Annotated in this window: 16 protein-coding genes; 10 read left to right on the top strand and 6 right to left on the bottom strand. The window is 70.9% G+C overall.

The window, feature by feature from the left end:
- Positions 1 to 92: 92 nt before the first annotated feature.
- From ltrA to AB0367_RS37650, 3 genes are all read right to left on the bottom strand, one after another.
- The gene (ltrA, locus tag AB0367_RS37660; RefSeq protein WP_366231310.1) at positions 93 to 857 is read right to left on the bottom strand and encodes a group II intron reverse transcriptase/maturase; all 765 of its coding nucleotides are present in this window, start codon (positions 855 to 857) and stop codon (positions 93 to 95) included.
- Positions 858 to 1,663: 806 nt separating this feature from the next.
- Positions 1,664 to 1,831: a hypothetical protein gene (locus AB0367_RS37655; protein WP_366231308.1), complete on the bottom strand. Its 168-nt coding sequence runs from the start codon at positions 1,829 to 1,831 to the stop codon at positions 1,664 to 1,666.
- Between the two features lie 61 nt (positions 1,832 to 1,892).
- Entirely contained in the window at positions 1,893 to 2,441 is a 549-nt protein-coding gene (locus AB0367_RS37650) for a YceI family protein (RefSeq protein ID WP_366231307.1), read from the bottom strand.
- Between the two features lie 99 nt (positions 2,442 to 2,540).
- Between AB0367_RS37650 and AB0367_RS37645 the strand changes: the two genes are divergently transcribed.
- Positions 2,541 to 2,963: a DUF6640 family protein gene (locus AB0367_RS37645; protein ID WP_366231309.1), complete on the top strand. Its 423-nt coding sequence runs from the start codon at positions 2,541 to 2,543 to the stop codon at positions 2,961 to 2,963.
- A 393-nt stretch (positions 2,964 to 3,356) separates the two neighbouring features.
- Here AB0367_RS37645 and AB0367_RS37640 read toward each other — a convergent pair whose 3' ends face one another.
- The gene (locus AB0367_RS37640; RefSeq protein WP_366231306.1) at positions 3,357 to 4,625 is read right to left on the bottom strand and encodes a pyridoxal-phosphate dependent enzyme; all 1,269 of its coding nucleotides are present in this window, start codon (positions 4,623 to 4,625) and stop codon (positions 3,357 to 3,359) included.
- Between AB0367_RS37640 and AB0367_RS37635 the strand changes: the two genes are divergently transcribed.
- Both AB0367_RS37635 and AB0367_RS37630 read left to right on the top strand, forming a co-directional pair.
- A complete protein-coding gene (locus AB0367_RS37635; RefSeq protein WP_366231305.1) occupies positions 4,624 to 5,841 on the top strand; it encodes a cytochrome P450 in 1,218 nt (405 codons plus the stop codon). The genes AB0367_RS37640 and AB0367_RS37635 overlap by 2 nt on opposite strands.
- 14 nt (positions 5,842 to 5,855) lie before the next feature.
- Positions 5,856 to 6,053 carry a ferredoxin gene (locus AB0367_RS37630; RefSeq protein WP_366231304.1) on the top strand — a complete coding sequence of 66 codons (198 nt, stop codon included), beginning with the start codon at positions 5,856 to 5,858 and terminating at the stop codon, positions 6,051 to 6,053.
- A 14-nt stretch (positions 6,054 to 6,067) separates the two neighbouring features.
- On the opposite strand, the gene AB0367_RS37625 is transcribed toward AB0367_RS37630, so the two are convergent.
- Positions 6,068 to 6,919, bottom strand: a complete 852-nt coding sequence (locus tag AB0367_RS37625) for a M15 family metallopeptidase (RefSeq protein WP_366231303.1) — start codon at positions 6,917 to 6,919, stop codon at positions 6,068 to 6,070.
- Positions 6,920 to 7,114: 195 nt separating this feature from the next.
- Between AB0367_RS37625 and AB0367_RS37620 the strand changes: the two genes are divergently transcribed.
- Positions 7,115 to 7,714 carry a DUF308 domain-containing protein gene (locus AB0367_RS37620; protein WP_366231302.1) on the top strand — a complete coding sequence of 200 codons (600 nt, stop codon included), beginning with the start codon at positions 7,115 to 7,117 and terminating at the stop codon, positions 7,712 to 7,714.
- Positions 7,715 to 7,758: 44 nt separating this feature from the next.
- The gene (locus AB0367_RS37615) at positions 7,759 to 8,142 is read left to right on the top strand and encodes a YccF domain-containing protein (protein WP_366231301.1); all 384 of its coding nucleotides are present in this window, start codon (positions 7,759 to 7,761) and stop codon (positions 8,140 to 8,142) included.
- 32 nt (positions 8,143 to 8,174) lie between these two features.
- On the opposite strand, the gene AB0367_RS37610 is transcribed toward AB0367_RS37615, so the two are convergent.
- Positions 8,175 to 8,564: a DUF2267 domain-containing protein gene (locus AB0367_RS37610; RefSeq protein ID WP_366231300.1), complete on the bottom strand. Its 390-nt coding sequence runs from the start codon at positions 8,562 to 8,564 to the stop codon at positions 8,175 to 8,177.
- Between the two features lie 188 nt (positions 8,565 to 8,752).
- On the opposite strand from AB0367_RS37610, the gene dnaK reads away from it, so the two are divergent.
- The 5 genes from dnaK to clpB are packed head-to-tail and all read left to right on the top strand — an operon-like array spanning position 8,753 to position 15,009.
- Complete coding sequence (dnaK, locus tag AB0367_RS37605) at positions 8,753 to 10,630, top strand: molecular chaperone DnaK (RefSeq protein ID WP_366231299.1); 1,878 nt, start codon at positions 8,753 to 8,755, stop codon at positions 10,628 to 10,630.
- 3 nt (positions 10,631 to 10,633) lie between these two features.
- A complete protein-coding gene (locus AB0367_RS37600; RefSeq protein ID WP_366231298.1) occupies positions 10,634 to 11,185 on the top strand; it encodes a nucleotide exchange factor GrpE in 552 nt (183 codons plus the stop codon).
- Positions 11,175 to 12,089, top strand: a complete 915-nt coding sequence (locus tag AB0367_RS37595) for a J domain-containing protein (RefSeq protein ID WP_366231297.1) — start codon at positions 11,175 to 11,177, stop codon at positions 12,087 to 12,089. Before AB0367_RS37600 ends, AB0367_RS37595 begins: the two co-directional genes overlap by 11 nt.
- Entirely contained in the window at positions 12,086 to 12,391 is a 306-nt protein-coding gene (locus tag AB0367_RS37590; protein ID WP_366231296.1) for a chaperone modulator CbpM, read from the top strand. The genes AB0367_RS37595 and AB0367_RS37590 overlap by 4 nt, the downstream gene beginning before the upstream one ends.
- Entirely contained in the window at positions 12,382 to 15,009 is a 2,628-nt protein-coding gene (gene clpB / locus AB0367_RS37585; protein ID WP_366231295.1) for an ATP-dependent chaperone ClpB, read from the top strand. The genes AB0367_RS37590 and clpB overlap by 10 nt, the downstream gene beginning before the upstream one ends.
- The last annotated feature ends 107 nt before the right edge of the window (positions 15,010 to 15,116 follow it).

The raw sequence follows: 15,116 nt of genomic DNA, 5'->3' as shown, positions 1-15,116 counted from the left end.
CAGCCCTCGCACACTCGGCGACATCGTCGCCGCAGCTCTGCATCTCACACACTTCGAATACCGGTACCTACCGCAATCTCGTTGAGATCACGTCAGTACACGATCCGGGTCTTGTCCGGGTGCAACTCCAGCCCAACCTGCGCCATCCGTTCCCGGAGAGCCGCCAGCACTGTGCGCGCCTGGGCCTCGCTGACACAATGCACCACCGCGTCATCCACATACCGTTCGAACTCGACACGCGGGAACTCCCGGGCCATCCACAAGTCGAACGCATAGTGCAGAAACAGATTGGCCAGCACGGGCGAGACCGCGGACCCCTGCGGGGTTCCCCGATCCCGGATCTGCAACGACTTGTCGGCGTGCTGCAACGGCGCTTCCAACCACCGTTTCACATACAGCACCACCCACGGAAGCTCGGTGTTCGCCTCGACGGCCTTGATCGCGAGATCCCACGGCACACTGTCGAAGAACTTGGTGATATCCAAATCGATCACCCAGTTCGCCCGCCGGCACCGCTGCCGGCATCTCGCGACTGCATCGAGCGCGGAACGATTCGGGCGGTATCCGTAGGAGTCCGGATGGAAGGCCGGATCGACCCTCTTTTCCAACTCCCGGGCCACCACCGTCTGCGCGACCCGATCAGCCACGGTCGGCACCCCCAGCACGCGGATGCCCGTCCCATGCGCTTTCGGAATCTCCACCGCACGCACCGCAGGCGGGAAATACGATCCCGATGACATCCGATTCCAAACCTTGTACAGGTTTCCCTTCAGATCGGCTTCGAACGCCGCAATCGTCTTCCCGTCCACCCCCGGTGCGCCCCTGTTCGCTCTGACTCTCTCCCACGCCTCCCACACTGCACGTTTCGAAATGTCAAACGACTTGCCTGGTGCTTTCAACCCGTCCACGCGACTCCTCCCGGACACAGCATCCGGTTGATCGAACGAACCAGTCACGAACAACCCGGCCCCTTCGCTCCGGTCCCGTTACAGGACCTTCATCACTACTACAGGCCGGTCCGCCAGCGCGCCCCGCGACGGTACTCACTCCCTCACGGTCTTCCCGCTTCGGGATACTCCCTCTCACCCGACCCGAACCGAGGCCGAGTAATGTCGAGGCACGCCTTCTCCTGTTCCACGTGAAAGCCGCAGACCGGGCTCGCGCCATCTTCATGCCGGACACCGTCTGGCCAGTAAGCGGAACGCCCGCCAAACTTATCCCAGGACCATTGTCACGCCCCGGTTCTGATGTCACCTAGCAGTTTCGACACGTCATCAATGATTCGCTTACGCTCGCCTTCCCGATCCCCACCTGACGCCTTCAAGTGGCGCCTTTTCCTCATCGCTCACCACGACGGTCATCAACCAACGCAGCATGAGCCGGTTTGAAACCACCCTCCGCAGGACGGTTCCGAAGGGCCAAACCTTCATCTCCCACGCAGCACCGCATCAAGAAACCCGACCTACACGAGCACTCTCCGCGTTCAGGACACACAACAATCCCAGCTGCCCCATGCATTTTATTATCCCAGAACCCGACAGAAATCACCGCCCCGAATGGCAGTCCATAATGTCAGATGGCGCGAAAGCGCTGCTGGGAGAGAGTCAGTCGCTGAAGTACCCGGAGAAATCCGGTGAACGTCGGAAGCCCGGAAGGTTCACCTTCAGCAGTCGGCCAGACGGTCCCATCCCCGCGGCGGGTCGGTCCCGATCCGCGCCACGGTCCGCATGGCCAACAAATCGCGACCACCCGCTGCCAGCGCACTCACCATCGGCCGGGCGAACGCCGCAGCCGACTCCGCGATCGTCGATGCGGACTCCAGAACGCTCATGGCCTGATGCTGAGCGTCCAGATACCGTTCCAGCGCGTGCTCGACCGCCGCGTCACGGTTGTCAGTGTTCGAGCTCGACCTCGAGTTCCACCTCGACGTCGTCTCGGACCTTGAGCGCGCCGAGAAAGGCCGAGTACGGCTTGATTCCGTACGCCGACTGGGTCACCACCGTGGTGGCGCGGTACCGCTCGGGCGTCACCTCGCGAACCTGGACGTCGATCGGGGCGGCGACCCCGTGCAGCGTGAGCGTTCCGCTGATCGTGGCGTGGTCGTCGCCCGTGACGACGCGGGCGGACTCGAAGGTGGCCGCCGGGTGGCGACCGACGTCCAGCGTCCGCCTGGCGTTCTTCTCGATCTCGCTCCGGTCCTTGTCGGACAGCGGAAGCGCACCACCGGTGCCCTCCCGCACGACCAAGGATCCCAGCTCGACATGGGCCGTCGCGGTGGCACCCGCCGGTCCGGTCTCTGGAATGTCGATCCGCACCGACCAGTCGGTCACCTCGATGGTCAGGTCGTGGCCGACGGTCGAGACGACACCCTTGCGGCGGGTGTGCAACAGCATGTGCCCGTTGTGCGGGTCGAACCGCAACAGGCCGGTCCTGATCAGCACCATCCCAGCGTAGCGGAGCCACCACCACTCGCGTCGTGAGCAGGGAAGTTGGCCGCAGCGCTTGTTTGGCCGGACCGGCGCCGGGCAGTTGGGCCGGGCATGATGAGGAGCATCGGCCGGCTGCTTGTCACTGCCTCCGTGGTGGGCAGTGGGGTGGTTCATGCCATGGCGGACCTGAACCGCACCCACGTCTTCAATCCAAGCTGGAAGCCGCACGCCCGCTTCCACACGGCGTCGGCGGTCGCCACCGACGTGGGCTGGTCGATCGTGTCCCTGTGGCTGCTGCGGCGCCCGGGAACCCGCGAGGAGCGGGAACTCGGGTTGAAGATCGCCGCGCTGCATCCGATCTTCAGTTACGTGCCGTTCTTCATCGCAGAGGCGGTGCCCGGGTCCGAGGCCGAGGATGAGCCAGGGGAGCTTCCGCGCGTCGCCGGCGTGCCGGTGAACCTGTTCGTCGCCGCCGTGATGTCGGGCTTGTCCGCGCTGGGCTACCTCCTGACCCGTGCCGGTGCCGAGCCCTGACGCCTCGCGGACAGGCGCGAGCGGGTCGGCAGGAGGTCCCGGTGGTGAGGGGACGCGGGTCCCTTCGTCTTCCTCTGGGCCTTCGCCGACAAGACCTTCGGCCTCGGCTACGCCACCCCCGAAGCCAAAGCCTGGATCAACGGCGGCAGCCCCACCAAAGGCTTCCTCGCCTCCGTCAACACCGGGCCGCTGCAGAAGGCACCCCCACCGGCTCCACCAACCCGCTGACCGACTACCACCTCATCTACGCCATCGTCATGATCGCCCTCGCCGCCGCCTACACCGGCCACACCTGGGGCCTCGGCCGCCGCTGGGCCAAACTCCCCCTCGTCCAACGCAACCGCTGGCTCATCTGAACCAACGCAACCAGTCACCGAAAGCCCGGCTGAGACCTCAGCCGGGCTTCGGTGTGCCGGGTTCGGTCCACTCGCTGTGGGCGAGGAAGCGGTCGATCACTGCGATGTAGGGGTTCGGGTCGAGCTTCTTCTCCCGGGTCCAGGCGTCGTCGTAGTAGGTGCCGCGGTAGGCGGCGGCACCGTCGCAGATCAGGGTGGCGATGCTGCCCGTTTCACCGCGCTGGAGCATGCCGTGGGCGATGCGCAGGGCACCCCAGAGATTGGTGCCGGTCGACGGGCCGACCGACCAGCCGGTAGTGGCCGCGAGATGACGCATGGCAGCGACGCTCGCCGCGTCGGGTACGGGAATCATGAGATCTACGACCGTGGGCAGGAACGCCGGTTCGACACGGGGGCGGCCGATGCCTTCGATCCGTGACGGCATCCCGGTTCCGTATCCCGGGTAGTCGGTGACCCAGCTGGGCCAGTAAGCGGAGTTCTCCGGGTCCACCACCACGAGTCGGGTGGGATACCCGTGATAGCGCAGGTGCCGGCCCAGGGTCGCGCTGGTCGTCCCAGTGCCGGCGCCAACGACAGCCCACGTGGGCGGGCTGCCTTCGCGCGCGATGGTCTGTGCGGTCAGGGTGGCGCCGGCACTGTCGAAGCCGCGCCAATCCTCGACATGCGCCGCGGAGGTCAGGTGATCGAGGTAATGGCCGCCGAGTTCCGCCGCGAGCCTGCCGGCCTCGTCGTATATGGCGGCCGGCGGATCGAACAGGTGGCAGCGGCCACCGTATCGCTCGATTCGCTCCCGCTTCGCCGGTGGCGTCTTGCCCGGCACGACTGCAACAAAGGGCAGCCCAAGCATGGCTGCGAAGTAGGCGGTGGCGACCGCCGTGTTGCCGGCCGTCGCCTCGACCACGGTTGTTCCTTCGCCGATGTCGCCGCGGGCGACCGCGTCCTCCATCAGCCGGCGGACCAATCCGTGCTTGAGGCTTCCGGTAGGACGCTGCGACTCGTCCTGCAAGTACAGCGAGACACCCCACGCCGCCGGAAGCGGGTAGCGGCGCAGCGTTACGGGCGTCTCGGCGGCCGCCTCGGCACGCAACCGCGCCAGCGCCCGCTGCGCCCACAGCCGCGCGTCGGCGTGGGCCGGGCCGTCGGGATCGTTCATGGCTCCCCCGTCATGACAGCCAAACGTACCGTCCGGCGGGTGAGGCCGCGCGCCGTCGTCACGGGCAGGCTCGAACCGGTGACGCCGTGTTAGCCTTGCATCGACATTGACGAATTCTGTCGTCCCCGATCGCACCGCGCGGAGGAGCGTCATGACCGTGACGGCCCAGGCCCGGCCGCAGCTGCCCTTCGACCGGCCCAACGTCCTCGACATCGCCCCGCTGTACGACGTGCTGCGCCGCGAGGCCCCGCTCACCCAGGTCACCACGCCCGCCGGCGACCCGGCCTGGCTGGTGACCGCCTACGCCGAGGCGAGGCAGATCTTCGGCGACCGCCGCTTCGGCCGCTCCCACCCGGCGCCACAGGAGGCGGCCCGGATCTCGCACGCGGCGGTGCTCGACGGGCCGTCCGGCGACTACGACACCGAGGAGCGCGAGCACACCCGGATGCGTCGCCTGCTGGTGCCGGCGTTCTCCGCGCCGCGGATGCGCCGCCTGGCCGGACGGATCGAGGAGCTCACCGCCCGCTGCCTGGACGACATGCAGGCCGCCCACGACGCCCGCCCGGGCGAGCCGGTCAACCTGCACGAGCTGCTCGCCTTCCCGCTGCCGGTGCTCGTCATCTGCGAGCTGCTCGGCGTGCCCTACGCCGACCGCGCCCACTTCCGGCAGCTGTCCCAGCGCATCGGCCTCATCGACGGCGGTGCCGACGCGCGGGCGGCGTTGGAGGAGTTCAAGGCGTACACCCTCGGGCTCGCCGAGGCCAAGCGGCGCACGCCCGGTCTCGACGTCATCTCCGACCTCGTCGCCGCGCAGGCCGAGGACCCCACGTTCACCGAGGACGAGCTGGCCCGCCTCACCGCCGGGCTCATCTTCGCCGGGCACGAGACTACCTCGACCCGCATCGATCTTGGCGTCCTGCTACTGCTCGCCGACCCGCGCCGGCGCGACCGGTTCGCCGCGGACCCCGACGCCGAGGTGGGTCCGACCGTGGAGGAGATCCTGCGCATCACCGCGCCCGGCGGACTGGGGCTGGTGCGGTACGCCCACGAGGACGTCGAGGTCGGCGCCGTCACCATCGCCCGCGGCGAGGCGGTCATCATCTCCAGCAACGCCGCCAACCGCGACGCCTCGGTCTTCGCCGACCCGGCCGAGTTCGACCCGGGCCGGCGGCCCAACGCGCACCTCGCCTTCGGTCACGGCGCCCATGTCTGCATCGGGGCCAGCCTCGCCCGCACCGAGCTGCGCACCGTGTTTCCCGCTCTGCTGCGCCGCTTCCCGGGCCTGCGCCTCACCGTCGGCCTGGACGACATCCAGATCCGGCACAACCGGCTCACCGGTGGTGTGGATGAGGTACCCGTGACGTGGTGAACGGAGATGGATCGGTGAAGATCAGCGCCGACACCGGCGTGTGCGTGGCCTCCGGCCAGTGCGCGCTGCTGCTGCCTCAGGTCTTCGACCAGCGCGAGGAGGACGGTGTGGTGATCCTGCTCGACAAGCAACCCCCGCCGGCCCTGCACGAGGCGGCCCGTCAGGCCGTGCTCGGCTGCCCGTCGGGGGCCCTGCGCGTCGACGAGGACTGAGGGGTGCGGGTCCGTCAGGCGACCGGGAAGTTGTAGTACGTGTCCGGGAACGGCTCGCCATTGAGGGTGTAGTGCCACCACTCCTTCGGGTAGTTCTTGAAGCCGCCGGCGGACATGAGGCCGGTCAGCAGCGCCCGGTTGTCGCGCTCCGCCGCGCTCAGGCCCGCCGCCGCCGTGTGGGCCAGCGGGTCGAAGCAGTCGAAGCCGGTGCCCATGTCGACGGTGTTGTCCGGGAACCGCTGGTCCGCCGGGTCCGTGCACGACACCAGTGGGTCGTCCGCGCGGTACGGCGGCTGCGTGCGCCCCGGCATCGCCACCAGCGTCAGGTCGAGCGTGCTGCCCCGGCTGTGCGCGGTGGGCCCGCCGATGTAGCCGTCGTCGAAGAGCGCGGACTTGTCGACGCGCGGGTAGAACTCGCCCTTCATGCGCTGGTCGGCGTCGCCGGACCAGCGTATGAAGTCGTCGACCGCCTGCTGGGGGCGGTAGCAGTCGTACACCTTGAGGCTGTACCCCCGCGAAAGGGCCCTTTGCTGCACGCGGTGCAGCGCCTCGGCGGCCTGGCGGGTGAGCAGGCAGCGCGGCCGGAGGTATCCGGTGACCGGCCGGCCGACGAAGTTGTGCGGGGTGGCGTACCGGATGTCGGACAGGATGCTGTCGTCCACATCGGACAGCGCCACGAAGCCGGCCGGTACCGGCGCGAACGACGGTGACGGCGACGGGCTCGGCGGTGCCGCGGGCGACGGCGACCCGGCGGCGGAGGGGGCCGTGGCGGCGGACGGCGCCGGCGGGCCGGGCCGCGCCGGGCCACCACACGCGGCACACGCGGCCAGGGACAGGCAGGCCACCACGGCGATCAGCAGGCGCACGCCGGGATTATTCGGCTTCCGCCGCGGTCGATGCGGCGCCGCCCGCCCCGCGTGCCACCCGGCGGGGGGCCGCAGCCCACCGGCGCCCGATGTCACCCGTCGTGCCGCCACTTCGATCGTTTCACCCGGCTCGGGCGATGGACCCCGAGCCCGGCGGGTCGACGCTGATCGTGTCGTCAAAGGGGGGTGGGAAGGATGACCACCGTTCCGGGGAGCGCCTCCACTCGCGCCGTGCGCGGCACGGTGACGGTGCCGTTCTGGCCGCTGCTGAGCGCGGGCGTGATCACCCTGCTGTTCGGCCTGGGGGTGCTGGCCTGGCCGCAGGTGACGCTGCGACTCGTCGGCCTGATGGCCGGCGCCTGGCTACTGGTGATCGGCCTGATGCGCGTCTTCGGCGCGTTCCGGGCCGGCCGCGGGGCCGGTCGCGACGAGTCGGCGCGGGGCGTCCCGATGCGCCGGATCGTCGACGGCGCCTTCGGCCTCCTGCTGGTGATCGTCGGCCTGGTGTGCCTGCGCGACGCCGCGGCCGGCGTCGTGGCGGTGTCGGTGCTCATCGGCCTGGCCTGGCTGCTGAGCGGCTTCGCCGGGGTACTGCTGGGCGCGTTCACCACCGGCGACGTGCGGGCGTGGCTGCTCGGGATCGGTGCGGTGTCGATCGCCGTCGGCGTGCTGTTCCTGGCGTGGCCGAGCCTGTCCCTGCAGGTCCTGGTGCTGCTGAGCGGCATCACGGCGATCGTGCTCGGCGTCGCCGAGATCGCCGTCGCCTTCCGGGTCCGCCGCGCCGTCGCGGGCTGAGGCGATCAGGGCCGCCCGTTGCGTCCATGCGCCATGATCGGGGTGTGATCCGTTTCGTCCTCAACGTGCTCTGGCTCATCTTCGGCGGCGGGTTGGTGCTGTTCCTCGGCTACGCGCTCGCGGCCGCCCTCTGCTTCGTGCTCGTCGTGACGATCCCGTTCGCGATCGCCTCGTGGCGGCTGGCCGTGTACTCGCTGTGGCCGTTCGGCCGCACCGTGCGCGCCAAGTCCGGCGGTTCCGGGGTCGCTACGGGGCTCGCCAACGTGCTCTGGGTGGTGCTCGCCGGATGGTGGCTCGCCCTGACGCACATCACCGCCGGCATCACGCTGTGCGCGAGCGTCATCGGCATCCCGTTCGGCATCGCGCACTTCAAGCTGGTCCCGGCCGCCTTCTGGCCGCTGGGCCGCGAGATCGTCGACCTGGACTGAGACCGGCTGGACTGAGGCCGGCGCGCCAGGCCCTATCGGCTCGCCACGGGCCGCAGCAGTTCGTGGTACTCCTGCGACAGCTGCGCCAGCACGCCGTCGAACTCCCCCTCGCTGACCGCGTCGCGCAGGGTCTCCAGCACGGCGCGGGTGCCCTGCCGCGCGAGGGTGAAGTTGACCTCGCCGCGGGCGGCGACCCGGTGCACGAACTCTTCGAGGGCCATGCGCTCGGCCGGCTGGTCGACGCCGGACGTGAGCGGCTCCTGAAGGTCCTTGGGCAGCTGGGCGGCCAGGTCGCGGGCCTCGCCGCCGACGATGCGCTCGGCGAGCGTCCGCAGCGTGGCCGTCGTGATCGCCTCGGCCTTCCCGAGCGAGACGCCGCCGCTGCGCTCCGCCACCTTCTGGATGAAGTCGACGTACCTCACTGGGATACACCTCCCGTGCGATGAGCCTTTGTGGTTACCCGGCGGGGTGCGCGGGTAAACGGCTCAGCTGTGGCGAACGGTCCGGTCACCGGGCGACCGGCGGCTCATCCGGGCCAGAGGAAGTGACGCTCGGTACACCGGCGGAAGGTCGAACAGAGGACGTCACGCGTCGGAAGGATCTGAGACCCATGGCCAGGGCAGTAGGCATCGACCTCGGGACGACCAACTCAGTGATCGCCGCGTTCGAGGGCGGTCAGGCCACGGTGATCGCCAACGCCGAGGGCAGCCGGACCACGCCGTCCGTCGTCGCGTACACCACCGGCGGCGAGCGTCTCGTCGGGCACCTCGCCAAACGTCAGGCGGCGCTGAACCCGGAGGGCACCATCACGTCGGCGAAGCGCTTCGTCGGCCGCCGGTTCGACGAGGTGACCGAGGAGGCCAGGACGGTCACGTACAAGGTCGTTTCCGGTCCCGAGGGTGCGGTCCGGTTCGACGTGCGCGGCAAGCTGATCTCGCCGGAGGAGGTCTCCGCACAGGTGCTGCGCAAGCTCGCCGACGACGCCGCGAAGTACCTCGGCGAGCGGGTCACCGAGGCCGTCATCACCGTGCCCGCGTACTTCAACGACGCCCAGCGGCAGGCGACCAAGGACGCCGGACGCATCGCCGGCCTCGAGGTCCTGCGCATCATCAACGAGCCGACGGCCGCCGCGCTCGCCTACGGCCTGGACAAGGCCGGCCACGAGACGGTGCTGGTGTTCGACCTCGGCGGCGGCACCTTCGACGTGAGCATCCTCGACGTCGGCGACGGCGTCGTGGAGGTACGCGCGACCGCCGGCGACACCCACCTGGGCGGCGACAACTTCGACCACCGGCTGGTCGACCACATCGCCGATCAGTTCAAGCAGGAGCAGGGCATCGACCTGCGCAAGGACCCGCAGGCGCTGCAGCGGCTCATCGAGGCGGCCGAGCGGGCCAAGATCGAGCTGTCGTCGGTGCCGCAGACGCAGGTGAACCTGCCGTTCATCACCGCCGACGCCAACGGCCCGAAGCACCTGACGATGACGATCACCCGGGCGGTGTTCGAAGACCTGACCCACGACCTGCTGGAGCGGACCATGGGCCCGGTGCGGCAGGCGATGAGCGACGCCAAGGTCAGCGCGGGCGACCTCGACGAGGTCATCCTCGTCGGCGGCGCGACCCGCATGCCGGCCGTGCAGGCGCTCGTGCGGCGCCTCACCGGCGGCAAGGACCCGAACATGAGCGTCAACCCGGACGAGGTCGTCGCGCTCGGCGCCGCGATCCAGGCCGGCGTGCTCAAGGGCGAGGTGCGCGACGTCGTGCTGCTCGACGTCACCCCGCTGTCGCTGGGCGTGGAGACGCTTGGCGGGCTCATGACGAAGGTCATCGACCGCAACACGACCATCCCGACGCGGCGCACGGAGACGTTCACGACCGCGGAGGACAACCAGCCCGCGGTCGAGGTGGTCGTACTGCAGGGCGAGCGCGAGCGCGCCGCCGACAACCGGGTGCTCGGCCGGGTACGGCTGGAGAACATCCGGCCCGCCCCGCGCGGCGCCCCGCAGATCGAGGTCACCTACGACATCGACGCCAACGGCATCCTCAACGTCTCGGCGAGGGACAAGGACACCGGCGGCGAGCAGAAGATCACCATCACCGAGAGCGGCACGCTGGAGAAGAGCGAGGTCGAGCGCATGGTGCGCGAGGCCGAGCAGCACCGCGCCGACGACGAGCGGACGCGCCGGGTGATCGAGGCGCGCAACGAGCTCGACGGCGCCGCGTACCAGGTGCAGCGGATGCTCGACGAGCACGGCGACCAGGTGCCCGAGCACGAGCGCGCCCGCGCCGAGCTGCTGGTGCAGCAGGCCCGCGAGGCGGTCAAGGACCCGGACGCCGAACAGCAGCGGATGCAGGGCCTCACCGCGGACCTGCGGCAGGTCACCTACGGCCTCGCCGGTGCCGCGCAGCAACCGCGGCAACAGGCGCAGCAGCCGTCCGGGGCCGCGTCCGACGAGGACGTCGTCGACGCCGACTTCACCGGCGGGTGAGCCATGACCGGCGAACCCGTCGAGGCCGCCGAGCCGACCGAACCCACCGAACCTCCCGAGGCCGGCGGCCCCGAGCGACTGGGGGGCGCGGCCGAGCTCGAGGAGCTGCGGGATCGATGGCACCGCGCCGCCGCCGACGCCGAGAACGCCCGCAAGCGCTGCGATCGGCTCATCGCGGAGCGCACCGCGGCCGAGCGGCTGCGGGTCAGCGCCGCCTGGCTGCCCGTGCTCGACCACCTAGACCTGGCGCTGCGCCACGCCGAGGCCGACCCGCAGTCCATCGTGCAGGGCGTGGCCCACGTGCGCCAGGACGCGCAGTCCGCGCTGGCGCGGCTGGGGTTCGAGCCGATCGGCGCCGAGGGCGAGCCGTTCGACCCCGCGCGGCACGAGGCGGCCGAGGCGGTCGAAGACCCGCGGGTGCCGCCCGGCACGGTGGTTCGGGTGGTACGCCCCGGCTACGGCGGGCCGGGCGGCCTGCTGCGCCCGGCGATCGTCGCGGTGGCCAGGCCCTCCAGCTCGGCCCCCGGCTCGGAGCGGCCTGACCATGGCGGATGACTACTACCAGGTGCTCGGCGTGCCGAGGACCGCGACGGTCGAGGAGATCCAGCGGGCGTACCGCACGCTGGCCCGCCGCAGCCACCCCGACGTCAGCAAGGAGCCGGGCGCCGAGGAGCGGTTCAAGCGGATCACCGAGGCCTACCACGTGCTGTCCGACCCGAAGAGCCGCGCGAAGTACGACCGGTTCGGCGACCAGTGGCGCCAGGTCCCCGACGACTTCGAGTCGCGGCGGTACGCCGGGGCGGGCTCGGCAACCGGGGCGGGCCGGCGCCGTTCGCCCGGCGGCGGGTTCGAGGCCGGATTCCAGAACATCGACCTCGAGGACCTCCTCGGCGGCATGTTCGGCGAGCGCTCCGGCGGCGGGGCCGTGCCCGGCGCGGACGCCGAGGCCGAGATCACCATCGGCCTGGAGGACGCCTACCGCGGCGGCCGGCGCACGATCACCCTGCCGGGCGGGCACCGCTACGAGGTGGCGATCCCGCACGGGATCACCGAGGGGCAGCGGATCCGGCTGGCCGGGCAGGGATCCGGAGGCCTCGGCGGGGGGCCGCCCGGCGACCTGTACCTCATCGTGCATCTGGCGCCCGACCCGCGGTACACCGTCTCCGGCCGGGACGTCACGGCGCGGCTCGCGGTCACGCCGTGGGAGGCGGCGCTCGGCGCAGAGGTGCCGCTGCGCACCCCCGCTGGCGGGGAGGTGCGCCTGGACGTGCCGGCCGGCTCGTCCTCCGGGCGGCGGCTGCGCCTGCGCGGCCAGGGGCTGCCGAACCCGCGCGGCAACCCCGGTGACCTCTATGCCGAAATCAGGATCATGGTCCCGCCGGCGCCGACGGCCGAGGAACGACGGCTGTTCGAGGAGCTGGCGAGGGTCTCCAAGTACAACCCGCGGAGTACCCGATGACTTATGCGATCGTCCATCGCCCATCCGTGTCCCTGGACGCGTTGTCCCTGGACGCGTTCGCCGCCGCCGGTGGCGTCCACCCCCAGCTGGTCACGCGCCTCGTCGCGCTCGGCCTGCTGGAGCCGGTCGCCGGCCTGCGGGGCGAGCCCGCGTTCCCCGGCTCCCAGCTGGCCCGGCTCGCCCGGATCCGCCGGCTACGGGCGGCTCTTCCGCTCAACTACGCCGCGGTCGGCGTGGTGCTGGACCTGCTCGCCCGCATCGATGAGCTCGAGGCCGAACTGAGGAGGCGGTCGTGGACCTGAACCGGCTCACCGAGCGGTCCCGGCAGGCGCTGACGGAGGCGCAGGACCTGGCGACCCGCGCGGGCCACACCGAGGTCGACGGCGAGCACCTGCTGCTCGCCCTGCTCGACCAGCCCGAGGGTGTCACGGTGCGGCTGCTGAGCGGCTGCGACGTCGACGTGGCCGACCTGCGCGCGCAGGTGCTGGCCGACCTGAACCGGCGCCCCAGCGTCACCGGCCCCGGTGTGCCGCCCGGGCAGGTGTCGATCACCCAGCGGATGGCCCGGCTGCTCGACGCGGCACAACGGGAGGCGGCGCGGCTCAAGGACGAGTACGTCTCGGTCGAGCACCTGCTCCTGGCGCTCGTCGACGAGGGCTCGTCCACCGCGGCGGGCCGGCGGCTACACAACGTGGGCGTCAACCGTGAGCGGCTGCTGAACGAGCTCACCTCGGTGCGCGGCGCGCAGCGGGTCTCCTCGGCCAATCCCGAGGCGGCGTACGAGGCGCTGTCGAAGTACGGGCGGGACCTCGTCGCCGACGCCCGCCTGGGCCGGCTGGAGCCGGTCATCGGCCGCGACGAGGAGATCCGCCGCGTGGTGCAGATCGTGTCGCGCAAGACGAAGAACAACCCGGTGCTCGTCGGCGACCCCGGCGTGGGCAAGACCGCGATCGTCGAGGGGCTGGCGCAGCGCATCGTCAACCACGACGTGCCCGAGGGGCTGCGCGACAAGACGATCTTCGCGCTCGACATGGGTGCGCTGATCGCGGGCGCGAAGTACCGCGGCGAGTTCGAGGAGCGGCTCAAGGCCGTGCTCTGCGAGGTTACCGCCGCGCAGGGCCGCATCCTGCTGTTCATCGACGAGCTGCACACCGTCGTCGGCGCCGGTGCCGCCGAGGGCGCGATGGACGCCGGCAATCTGCTCAAGCCGATGCTGGCCCGCGGCGAGCTGCGCATGATCGGCGCGACGACGCTGGCGGAGTACCGCAAGCACATCGAGAAGGACGCGGCGTTCGAGCGGCGCGTCCAGCCGATCCTGGTGTCCGAACCCAGCCAGGAGGACGCGATCACCATCCTGCGCGGGCTGCGGGAGCGCCTCGAGGTGTACCACGGGGTCCGCATCCTCGACGCGGCGCTCGTGGCGGCCGTCCGCCTCTCCCATCGGTACATCGCCGACCGCTTCCTGCCGGACAAGGCCATCGACCTCGTGGACGAGGCCTGCGCGATGCTGCGCACCGAGATCGACTCGCAGCCGGCCGAGCTCGACAAGGCCGCCCGCCGCCTCATGCGCCTCGAAATGGAGGAGGCGGCGCTGTCCAAGGAGACCGACCCGGCCAGTGTCGCCCGCCTCGACCAGATCCACCGCGAGATCGCCGACCTGCGCGGCGAGGTCGACGCCATGCGCGCCCAGTGGAACGCCGAGCGCCAGGCCATCCGCAAGGTGCAGGAGCTGCGCGAGGAGATCGAGCGGGTACGCCGGGAGGCCGACCTCGCCGAGCGCCAGTACGACCTGGACCGCGCCGCGCAGCTGCGCCTCGGCCGGCTGCCCGAGCTCGAGCGACGGCTGAGGGCCGAGGAGGAGCGGCTCAGCGACAAGCAGGGCGGGCATCGGCTCCTGCGCGAGGTGGTCACGCCGGACGAGATCGCCGGGATCGTCGCCCGCTGGACCGGCATCCCGACGAACCGCCTGCTGGAGGCGGAGCGGGACAAGCTGCTGCGCCTGACCGACATCCTGCACGAGCGCGTCGTCGGCCAGGACGAGGCGGTGCAGGTCGTCGCCGACGCCGTCATCCGCGCCCGGTCCGGCATCAAGGACCCGCGCCGCCCGATCGGCTCGTTCCTCTTCCTGGGCCCGACCGGCGTGGGCAAGACCGAGCTCGCGAAGACCCTCGCGGCCGCGCTCTTCGACACCGAGGACAACATGATCCGGCTCGACATGAGCGAGTACCAGGAACGGCACACGGTCTCGCGCCTGGTCGGGGCGCCGCCCGGCTACGTCGGCTACGAGGAGGGCGGGCAGCTCACCGAGGCGGTGCGCCGCAAGCCGTACTCCGTGATCCTGCTCGACGAGATCGAGAAGGCCCACCCGGACGTCTTCAACATCCTGCTGCAGCTGCTCGACGACGGCCGGCTCACCGACGCGCAGGGCCGCACCGTCGACTTCCGCAACACGGTCGTCATCATGACCAGCAACCTCGGCTCGCAGCTGCTGCTCGAGGGCGTGACGCCCGACGGGCGGCTCACCGAGGAGGCCCGCATCGGTGTCATGACCACGCTGCGCGGGCACTTCCGGCCGGAGTTCCTCAACCGCATCGACGAGACGGTCCTGTTCCGGCCGCTCACCATGCCCGAGATCGGGCGGATCGTGGACCTGCTCATCGAGGACCTTCGCTCGCGTCTCGACGAGCGCCGCATCACGCTGCGGATCACCGAGGGCGCCCGGCGCTACATCGCCGAGGCGGGCTTCGACCCGGTGTTCGGCGCCCGCCCGCTGCGCCGCTTCCTGCAGCGGGAGCTGGAGACGCGCATCGCCCGCGCCCTGCTCGCCAGCGACGTCACCGAGGACGCGACGATCACCGTCGAGCTCGGCCCGGACGGCCTGGACGTGTCCTTCACCCCGGCTGTTCGGACCTCGGCATGATCACGGAGCGCTCGTGCACCCGGGGTGGTGGGGCGCGGCGTGTTGTAGGGGGGGCGGGGGTGGGGGCGCGCCCGCGACCGGCGCGGGGGGTGGGGGGGAGCACCCGC

This window comes from Dactylosporangium sp. NPDC051484, from assembly GCF_040689395.1.
Lineage (GTDB): Bacteria > Actinomycetota > Actinomycetes > Mycobacteriales > Micromonosporaceae > Dactylosporangium.
Note: the sequence above shows the minus strand (reverse complement) of the source record. Positions and strands in the feature narration are given on the sequence as shown.